Genomic DNA, 9,908 nt, shown 5'->3' with positions numbered 1-9,908 from the left:
CCCGCTACGACCGCTGCGCCACCACCTTCTTCGGCGCCATCACACTCGCCGCCATCGTCATCTTCTGGCTCGGACAATGAGTCCTGAGCCTAGAGCGCGCTCCGCGAAGGCGGTATCGCCGCAGCGGCGAATCGCCCTCTCGGCAGCGGCTAGACCAGCGCCATCCGGTCCACGTCCAGCACCCCGCGATCCGTGATCTTGAGGTGCGGGATGACGGCGAGCGGCAGGAAGGCGATCTGCAGGAAGGGCTCGGCCAGCGTCACGCCCAGCGCGCGCGCGGCGGCCTTCATGGGCGCGATGGCCGCCGCCACCTCCTCCCAGGGGCGCTCGCTCATCAGCCCGGCGATGGGCAGGGGCAGTTCGGCCAGCACGCGCCCGCCCTCCACCACCGCGAAGCCGCCCCCCATGCGCGCGAGGTGGTTCACCGCGAAGGCCATGTCCTCGCGCCCCGCGCCCACCACGCAGATGTTGTGGCAGTCATGCCCCACCGAGCCGGCGATAGCCCCGCGCGCCAGGCCGAAGCCGCGCACGAAGCCGAGCCCGATGCGCCCGCTCGCGTGGTGGCGCTCCACCACCGCCACGCGCGCGATGTCCTGCCCGGGGTCGGGCAGCACCTCCCCGTCCGCGAGGGGCAGCAGCGCCTCCTCGCGCGCCGTGATGATCCTGCCCGGGATCACGCCGATCACCGGCCGGCGCGCCTCGCCGCGCAGCAGGAAATCCTCCGCCGCCACGGGCCGCGCGTTGAGCGCGCCGCGCGCGGGCGCGGGCATGGGCGGGCGGGCGGCGAAGAGCGCCTCCTCCACCCGGCGGCCGGCGCTGAACACCTCGGCCACGCGGCAGCCGTGCAGGTCGTCGAGCAGCAGGATGTCGGCGCGGCGGCCGGGCGCGATCATCCCCCTGTCCCTCAGCCCAAAGGCCGCGGCGGCGCTCAGCGACGCGGCGCGATAGGCGGCGAGCGGCGCGACGCCGCGCGCGATGGCCCCGCGCACGAGATGGTCGATATGCCCCTCATGCGCCACCTCGGCGGGGTTGCGGTCATCGGTGCAGAAGGCGAGGAAGCCCGAGGTCTCGGGCGTCAGCAGCGGGGCCAGCGCCGCGAGGTCCTTGCACACGCTGCCCTCGCGGATCAGCACGGTCATGCCCTTGCGGATCTTCTCCAGCGCCTCCTCCGCGCCCGTCGCCTCGTGCTCGGTGCGGATGCCGGCGGCGAGATAGCCGTTGAGCGGAAGGCCGCGCAGCAGCGGCGCATGCCCGTCGAGCTGCCGCCCCGCGAAGGCCGCGATCTTGGCGAGGCATTCCTCCTCGCCGGCCAGCACGCCGGGGAAGTTCATCATCTCGGCGAGGCCGAGCACCCTCGGGTGCGCCGCATAGGGCAGAAGCTCCGCCACGCCGAGCCGCGCGCCCGAGGTCTCGAGCCCCCTCTCCGGCGCGGTGGAGGGCACGCAGGAGGAGAGGTTCACGAAGAGGTCCATCGCCATGCGCTCGGCGCAGGCGAGGAACCAGTCGAAGGCGCGGGTTCCCAGCACATTCGCCATCTCGTGCGGGTCGCAGACCGCCGTGGTGGTGCCGCGCGGCAGCACCATGCGCTCGAACTCGTAGGGCGTGACGAGCGAGCTCTCCACATGGCAATGCGTGTCGATGAAGCCGGGCACGGCGATGCGCCCCCGCGCCTCGACGCGCGCGCACCCCTCGTAGCGGCCATAGGTGCCGGTGATGACGCCGCCGGTGACGGCGATGTCGGTCTCGACCAGTTCGCCGGTGACGAGGTCGAACAGGCGCGCCCCCGCGATCACGAGATCGGCCGGCTCCCTGCCCTGGCCCTGGGCGATGCGGCGGCGCAGCTCCTCGGTCTGGCTCATGGCGGGGGTTCCTGCGGCTGGCTCCCTGGGGGGAGGCGTGCGGGAGCATGGCACGGGGCCGGGCCGCTTCGCATCCCCGCGGGCTGCGCTACCATCGCCGGAGACACAGGCCCGCCGCCCGCGCGGTGGCCCGCCGCGAAGGAGCCCCGCCCCATGCCAGACAAGGCCCTCCTCCAGCGCCTCTCCGACGCCGTGGAGGCCGGCTTCGAGGAACAGGTGCGCTTCCTCGCGGACATGGTGCGCCACCCCTCGCTGCGCGGGCGCGAGGCCCCGCTGCAGGACCATCTGGCGCGCTGGTTCGCCGCGCGCGGCTATGCGGTGGACCGCTTCTCCCTCGCCGATGTCGCCCTCGACCAGCACGAGAAGGCGAGCCCGATGGTGGAGGCCGACCCGGCCGCCTCGCTGCAGGTGGTGGCCGCGCGGCGCTGCGCGGAACCGAGCGGCCGCAGCCTCATCCTGCAGGGCCACATCGACGTGGTGCCCGAGGGCCCGCACGAGATGTGGACCCACCCGCCCTACGCCGCCACCATCAAGGAGGGCTGGATGTACGGGCGCGGCGCGCACGACATGAAATCCGGCGTCTCGGCCATGTGCTTCGCCATGGAGGCCATCCGCGCCGCCGGCTACGCCCCCGCCGCCGACGTCTATCTGCAGACCGTGACCGAGGAGGAGAGCACCGGCAACGGCGCGCTCGCCACGCTTCTGCGCGGCTACCGCGCCGATGCCTGCCTCATCCCCGAGCCGACGGGCGGCACCATCACCCGCGCGCACACCGGCACGCTGTGGTTCCGCCTGCGCGTGCGCGGCGTGCCCGTGCATGTGGCGGTGGCGCAGACCGGCAGCAACGCGATCATGAGCGCCTACACGCTGATCCAGGCGCTCTATGCCCACACCGCCGCGCTGAACGAGGCGGCGCGGAGCCACCCCTGGTACGCCTCCGTGCCGGACCCGATCAAGTTCAACCCCGGCATCATCCGCGGCGGCGACTGGGCGTCCTCCACCCCCGCCTGGTGCGAGGTGGACTGCCGCATCGGCCTGCTGCCCGGCACCGACGTGGCCGAGGCGCGCCGCGGCGTGGAGCAGGCGGTGGCGGCGGCGGCGAAGAACGACCTCTTCCTCTCCAACAACCCGCCCGAGCTGCTGTTCCACGGCTTCCTCGCCGATGGCTATGTGCTCGAGCCGGGCAGCGAGGCCGAGGCCGTGCTGGCCGAGGCGCACCGCGCCGCCTTCGGCGCGGAGATGGAGCCGCGCATCACCACCGCGGTGAACGACACGCGCTTCTACGGCCTGTATTTCGGCATCCCCGCCCTCTGCTACGGCCCGCGCGGCGAGGGCGCGCACGCCTTCGACGAGCGCACGGAGCTTGCCCACCTCAAGACCACCACGCTGGCCATCGCCGCCTTCATCGCCGACTGGTGCGGGCTGAGGCCGGCGGCGTGAGCGCGCCCTCCGCCCTCGACCTCGCGCTGCTGCGCCGCGCCTTCCACCTGGCGGGCGAGGCGCGCGCGCGCGGCGACCGTCCCTTCGCCGCCATCATCGCCCGCGCGGACGGCACCATCCTCGCCGAGGGGCTCTCCGCGCAGGGGCGCTCGGGGCGCGGCACCCTCGCCCATTCCGAGATGATGGCCTGCCAGGCGGTGATCGACGCCGCCATCCCGCGCGCGGCGCTGCGCCAGGCCACGATCTACTCCTCGGGCGAGCCCTGCGCGATGTGCGCGGCGGCGATCTTCTACACCGGCATCGGGCGGGCGGTGTACGGGCTCTCGGCGGGCGCGATCCTGCACCTGCGCAACGCGAGCCCCGCCACCGCGGGCCTCTCGCTCTCCTGCCGCGCGGTGCTGGAGACGGCGGCCGAGCCGGTGGAGGTGCTGGGCCCGCTGCTGGAGGAGGAAGGCGCTGCGCCGCATCGCGGCTACTGGACGGGCGGCTGATGCCCTTTCGCGTCGCGGTGATCGGGGCGGGCTGGTATGGCTGCCACATCGCCTCCTCCCTCGCCTCGCTGGGCTTCGCCGTCACCGTCTTCGAGCGGCACCACCGCCCGCTGCACGAGGCCTCGGGCAACAACCAGTTCCGCCTGCATCTCGGCTTCCACTACGCGCGCCACCACGGCACGCGCCAGCAGTCGCGCGACGGCTTCCTGCGCTTCGTCGAGCGCTATCCCAACCTCTCGGCCGAGGTGCCGGAGAACGTCTATGCCGTGCCGCGCGGAACCAGCCTGATGGACTTCGCCACCTACCGGCTCGTCATGGTCTCCTCCGGCATCGACTTCGTGGAGCTGCCGGGCGGCCACCCGCTGCTGCGCGACATCGAGGGCGCGCTGCTGGCGAAGGAGCGGGTGCTGCGCATCGGCCAGGCGCGGGAGTTCTTCGCCCGGCGCCTCGGCGCGGCGCTGCGCCTCGGCTGCGCCGTCACGCAGTTCCTGCCGGATGCGGCGGGCGTCACGGTGAACGGCGAGCGCTTCGACTACGCGGTGGACGCCACCTGGGGCCACCACCGCCCGCTGCCCATCGCCGCCTACTACGAGCCCACCCTGCTGCTCTACTACGAGGCGCGCGGCCCGCACCCGGCCATCACCTTCGTGGACGGGCCGCTGCCCTCCGTCTATCCGACGGAGGACCCCGCCATCTTCACCCTCTCGAGCGTCACGCACACGCCGCTCGGCCGCTTCGCGCGCGGGGATGCGGCGCGCGCGGCGCTGGAGGCGGTGGACACGGCGCTGGTGGCCGAGCGGCGCGCCGCGATGGAGGGGCAGATCGCCGCCAACCTGCCCGGCTTCCGCGACGCCTTCCGCTTCGTGGGCGTGCAGCTCGCCATCAAGACCAAGCCCGAGGGCCGCGCGGACGACCGCAGCTGCTACGTCTTCCAGGAGGGGCGCGTGTTCTCCGTCATGTCGGGCAAGATCGACACCATCTTCTTCGCCACCGAGCGCATCCTCGCGCTGATCGAGGCGCAGCACTCCCTCGCCCCCATCGCGCCCACCCCCGGCCTGCGCGAGGACATCCTCACGCCCCGGCCATGAGCGCCCCCCTGCCCGACGCGCTGATCGGCCACAGCGGCTTCGTGGGCGGGCATCTCGACCGCGCGCGCCCCTTCGCCGCGCGCTTCCGCTCGACCGACATCGCGCAAATCCGCGGGCGGCGCTTCGGCACGGTGGTCTGCGCCGGGGTGAGCGCCGTGAAATGGCGCGCGAACCGCGAGCCCGAGGCGGACTGGGCCGGCATCTCGGGCCTCATCGCCCATCTCGAGACCATCTCCTGCGCGCGCTTCGTGCTGGTCTCGACGGTGGATGTCTTCGCCGAACCCCGCGGCGTGACCGAGGCCGACACGCCCGATCCCGCGCGCGCCGAGCCCTATGGCCGGCACCGCCGCTGGCTGGAGCAGTGGGTGGAGGCGCGCTTCCCCGACCGGCTGATCCTGCGCCTGCCCGCGCTGTTCGGCGCGGGGCTCAAGAAGAACGCGCTGTTCGACATGATGCACGGCCATCTCTGCGAGCGGATCAACCCGGCCTCCGAGTTCCAGTGGTATCCGCTGCGCCGCCTCGCGGACGACCTCGCGCGCGCCGAGGAAGCGGGGCTCGATCTGCTGCACATCGCGCCCGCGCCCGTGGCCACGGGGGCGATCCGCGACCGCTTCTTCCCCGGCCTCGCGCTGGGCGGGGCCGATGCGCCCGCGCCGCGCTACGACATCCGCACCCGCCACGCCGCGCTGCTGGGCGGGCAGGGCGCCTATCACCTCGATGCGGCGGCGGTGATGGCCGAGCTCGCCGCCTTCCTGGAGGCGGAGAGGGCATGAGGCTCGCCGTCTCCAACCTCGCTTTGCCCGGCCCGGCCGGGCCGGCGGAGTGGCGGGCGCTGGCGGCGGCGGGGGTGGCGGGGATCGAGGTCGCGCCCACGCGGCTCGCGCCCTGGGAGGCGCTGACGCCCGCGCGGCTCGCCGCCTTCCGGGCGGAGCTGGCGGGCGAGGGCCTCGCGGTTCCGGCGCTGCAGGCGATCTTCCACGGGCTGGAGGGGCTTGCGCTGCTGGGCCCCGCGCCGGCTTTCGCGGCGCTGCGCGCGCAGATCGCCCGTGCGGCGGGGATCGGCGCGGCGCTGGGCGCGGGGGTGCTGGTGTTCGGTGCGCCGCGCCAGCGCGCGCGCGGCGGGCTCGGCGCGGAGGAGGCCTTCTCGCTCGGCGCGGAGCGGCTGCGCCTTCTGGCCGAGACCGCCTTCGCCGAGGGGCTGCGCATCGGCCTCGAGCCCGTGCCGAAGGTCTATGGCAATGACTTCCTCGCCTCCTGGCAGGAGGTGCTGGCCATGGTGCGCGCGGTGGAGCACCCGGGCCTTGCGGTGCATCTCGACACCGCCTGCGTGATGCTGGGCGGCGGCGACATCGCCCAGGCCGTGCGCGAGAGCGCGCCCTGGCTCGCGCATGTCCATGCGGCCGAGCCGCGGCTTGGGCCCTTCGACGCGCCCGTCGCACCGCATGCGGCGGCGCTCGCGGCGCTGCGCGCGGCGGGTTACGGCGGCTGGGTGGCGATCGAGATGCTGGAGGCGGAGGAGGCGCCGATGCAGGCCGTGCTGCGGGCGGTGGCGTGTCTGCGCAACATCGCGCCAGCAGCCTGGCGGTAGCCGGCCGGCAGCGGCGACCGCGCGAAAGGGGCTTGCGGCGGCGCAGCAAGGCTGGTTTCGTTGCGAGGCGGTGCTGGAGGCTGGCCTGACGGTGCATCATCTTGTTGCGGCAATCCCAGCCACCAGAGCCAGGTTTTCCGCCCCGCAGGTCGAGGCTCTCAGACAAATCGACCCGGGTTCCTGACACACGGAGCGAAGGCATGCCCACACTCACCCCCAGCCGGATCGTGGTCGCCGGCAATTGTCAGGCTGTGGGACTGGCCGCTTGTCTCGCTCAGTTCCTGCCGGGCGTGGAGGTGGTTCGCCGCCTCGAATTAACGCCGGAGGATTTCGCCGATCCGGATGCGGGCGTGTTCCTGCAGCGTCCGCGCCCCGATCCGGAAACGCGGATCCCCGCGGGGCATCGGGGGCCGGTGCTGTATTGGCCGGGGCTCAGCTTCGCCGGCTATCACCCGGATGTCGTTGTGGCGTCCGCCGGGGGCCAGCTTCTCTCGGGCGGCCCGATCGGGCCGTTGCACTCCGCGCTTGTGCTGCTGGGCTGGCGGCTGGGGCTTGGCCTGAAGGCCACTCTGGACCTCTTCCGGGAAGACGTCTTCGAGAGGCTGGGGTATTTCAGCGCCTGGGACTATGGCAAGACCGCTCTGCTCAATGAGGGGCGGCGCACGGATGTGCCTCTCGACGCCCTCTTCCCTCGCTGGGAGGCGAGCGGGCCATTCATGTACTCGCACACCCATCCCCGGCTGGACGTCCTGGCGGATGTGGCGCGCGGACTGCTCTCCGCCCTGGGGATGACGCCAGAGGTCTCCGGTCCCTTGCCGCCGGATTGGCTGGCCACGCGGGAAATCCTGCCCATCTATCCGGAGATCGCCCGCCGCCTCAACGTGCAGGGAAGCTACTGCTTCAGGCCGGGCCAGGATAAGCCTTCCCTCGATCTGGAGGCTTTCGCCACGCAGTCTTTCGCGCTCTATGACCGCCACGATCGCGACGAGATTTCCTGCGCGCGCTTCAATACGCCCCCCTGGCTCGATCTGATCCGCGACCTGACGGGGCGGCCGGCGCCGCCCCCGGTCAGGCGGGCTGCAGTGGGCCGGGTCCAACCGCTGCCGAAGCTCGGCCCGCCGCTGGCGGCGGGAACCCATCCCTACGCGGGCCTGCCGGAGGAACGGTTCTGGCGACGCGCCGTGCAGGCGCTTCCGATGGCGCAGGTGGACCCGGTGGTGCGCGCGCCCTTCCGGATCACACGCCACACGGCCATCGCCACGGCGGGCAGTTGCTTCGCCCAGCACATCGGGCGTGTGCTCGCCGCGGAGGGCTGCAACTACCTCGTGACCGAACCCGCACCTCCAGGCCTCTCGCGCGCCGAAGCGCACCGTGCGCAATACGGTATCTTCTCCGCGCGTTACGGCAATCTCTACACTACGGCACAGCTTCTGCAGCTCTTCGAGCGTGCCTATGGTCGCTTTCTCCCGCAGGAGCCCGCCTGGCTGCGCGCGGATGGGCGCGTGGTGGATCCCTTCCGGCCCGAGGTCGAGCCGAACGGCTACGGGACTGTGGAGGAGATGCTCACCGCGCGCGCCGAGCATCTCGCGGCGGTGCGACGAATGTTCCAGGAATGCGAGGTCTTCGTCTTCACTCTCGGTCTGACCGAAGGTTGGCGCTCGCGGGTGGATGGCGCCGTCTTCCCGCTCGCTCCCGGCGTGTCCGGCGGCCATTTCGACCCGGAACGGCATGAGTTCGTGAACTTCTCCATGCGGGAGGTCCTGATGGATCTCCGGCGTTTCAAGGCGCGCCTGCAAGCGGTGAACCCGCGGGCGCGCATGATGATCACCGTCTCGCCCGTCCCGCTCATGGCCACCTACGAGGACCGGCACGTCATGGTGTCCACCGCCGCAAGCAAGGCGATTCTGCGAACGGTGGCGGACGAAATGGTGCGGGCCGACCCCTCAGTCTGGTATTTCCCTTCCTACGAGATCATCACGGGCAGCTACAACCGGGGGGCCTATTACGAGGCCGATGCTCGCTCGGTGACAGAGGCCGGCGTGGCTCATGTGATGCGGCTGTTCCTCGCACATGTCCTCTCCCGCGAGGAACCGGGCGACGCCATGGCCGCGGAGGCCGAGGAGCTCCTGGGCGTCATCTGCGACGAGGCGAAGCTCGACGTGTGACCTGCAGGCGGGCCCGGCACGGGCGCCGCCCGCACGCCCGTCTCCTGCCAGCGGCCGCCTTCCTTTACAGGTGAGAAGGCGGCACTGCCGCTGGTATGGTCTTGTTTTGGCACGCAGCCGCCACGTAAGCGTGCACTGACGGCCACGGCGTCGGCGGCTTGACGCGGCTCAGGTAACGTCGGGCCGCAGGTTCCACGGCGCGAGTTCGCCGATGCGGTTGATCGGGTGGTCGGCGATGCGATCGGGCAGCACGCGCAGATAGGCCTGCGGATCCCAGCCATTGAGCTCTGCGGTGCCGACGAGGGTGTGGATGATCGCGGCCCGCCTGCCGCCCTCGAGCGATCCGGCGAACAGATAGTTCTTCCGTCCCGGCGCGAGCGGGCGCATGCGCCGCTCGGCGGCGTTGTTGTGCAGGCAGGCGCGGCCGTCGCGCAGAAGGTCGTCAGCGCCGTCCACCGTGCCAGCGTGGAGCGGATGGCCTTGGCCAGGTCCGACTTGCCGGAGATCCGCCGCAGCGTCGCCCCCAGCCAGGCGTGCAGGTCTGCCATGATCGGCGCGGAGCGGGCCTGGCGGGCGGCGAGGCGCGCTTCCGGCAGCTGGCCGTGGATCTCCGCCTCGATGGCGAACAACGGCCGCATGCGCTCGATCGCCTCGCGCGCCAGCGGGCTGCCATTGGCCAGCAACACGTCGTGGAAGTGGCGCCGCGCATGCGTCCAGCACGCCGCCTCGACCACGCGGCCGCCCTCGTAGAGCGCGTTGAACCCGGCATGGGCCTCGGCCTGCAGGATGCCCTGGAAGTCGCGCAGGCGCCGCTGCGGATGCTCGCCCTTCCGGTCCGGCGTGCACTCGTAGAGCACCGCGGGCGGATCGCGCCCGCCGAACGGCCGATCATCGCGCAGACAGGCCCAGAACCGCGCCGTCTGTGTCCGGCCCTTTCCGGGCGCGAGCATCGGCATCGGCGTGTCGTCGGCATGCACCCGCGGCCCGGCCAGGGCGTGGCGGCCGATGAACGCGGCCATGGGCTCGATCAGCGCGGCCGATTTGCCGACCCAGCCCGCCAGCAGCCCGCGCGGCAGGTCCAGACCATCGCGGGCGTGGATCTCCGCCTGGCGGTAGAGCGGGAGGTGGTCGCAGTACTTCGAGACCAGCACATGGGCGAGCAGCCCGGGGCCGGGCCTGCCGCGCTCGATCGGCAGCGAGGGCATCGGCGCCTGCGTCATCGCCTCGCAGCTCCGGCAGGAGAATGCGGGCCGGAGGTGGCGCACCACCTCGAACCG

At 72.5% G+C, this 9,908-nt stretch carries 7 protein-coding genes and 1 pseudogene; 6 read left to right on the top strand and 2 right to left on the bottom strand.

Features of this window, described 5'->3' with window-relative positions; all coding sequences use genetic code 11:
• Positions 1-149: 149 nt before the first annotated feature.
• On the bottom strand, positions 150-1,859 hold the full coding sequence (gene ade, locus H596_RS0118310; protein WP_027286103.1) for an adenine deaminase: 1,710 nt from the start codon (positions 1,857-1,859) through the stop codon (positions 150-152).
• Between the two features lie 153 nt (positions 1,860-2,012).
• Between ade and H596_RS0118305 the strand changes: the two genes are divergently transcribed.
• From H596_RS0118305 to H596_RS24240, 6 genes are all read left to right on the top strand, one after another.
• A complete protein-coding gene (locus H596_RS0118305) occupies positions 2,013-3,299 on the top strand; it encodes an ArgE/DapE family deacylase (protein WP_027286102.1) in 1,287 nt (428 codons plus the stop codon).
• Positions 3,296-3,790: a deaminase gene (locus H596_RS24255; protein WP_027286101.1), complete on the top strand. Its 495-nt coding sequence runs from the start codon at positions 3,296-3,298 to the stop codon at positions 3,788-3,790. The genes H596_RS0118305 and H596_RS24255 overlap by 4 nt, the downstream gene beginning before the upstream one ends.
• Positions 3,790-4,878, top strand: coding sequence for an FAD-dependent oxidoreductase (locus tag H596_RS0118295; protein WP_084603003.1), 1,089 nt, complete (start codon positions 3,790-3,792; stop codon positions 4,876-4,878). The genes H596_RS24255 and H596_RS0118295 overlap by 1 nt, the downstream gene beginning before the upstream one ends.
• Complete coding sequence (locus H596_RS24250) at positions 4,875-5,651, top strand: NAD-dependent epimerase/dehydratase family protein (protein WP_037302013.1); 777 nt, start codon at positions 4,875-4,877, stop codon at positions 5,649-5,651. Before H596_RS0118295 ends, H596_RS24250 begins: the two co-directional genes overlap by 4 nt.
• Positions 5,648-6,466 (top strand): sugar phosphate isomerase/epimerase family protein, encoded by an 819-nt coding sequence (locus tag H596_RS24245; protein WP_037302011.1) that lies wholly within the window; start codon positions 5,648-5,650, stop codon positions 6,464-6,466. Before H596_RS24250 ends, H596_RS24245 begins: the two co-directional genes overlap by 4 nt.
• Before the next feature lie 200 nt (positions 6,467-6,666).
• Complete coding sequence (locus H596_RS24240) at positions 6,667-8,631, top strand: GSCFA domain-containing protein (RefSeq protein ID WP_169579895.1); 1,965 nt, start codon at positions 6,667-6,669, stop codon at positions 8,629-8,631.
• Between the two features lie 168 nt (positions 8,632-8,799).
• On the opposite strand, the pseudogene tnpC reads toward H596_RS24240, so the two are convergent.
• A pseudogene (tnpC, locus tag H596_RS24765) lies at positions 8,800-9,908 on the bottom strand (IS66 family transposase); the annotation flags it as partial.

Origin of the sequence: Rubritepida flocculans DSM 14296, from assembly GCF_000425365.1 — a bacterium.
Classification (GTDB): domain Bacteria; phylum Pseudomonadota; class Alphaproteobacteria; order Acetobacterales; family Acetobacteraceae; genus Roseococcus; species Roseococcus flocculans.
This window is presented reverse-complemented; position numbering and strand designations above follow the sequence as displayed.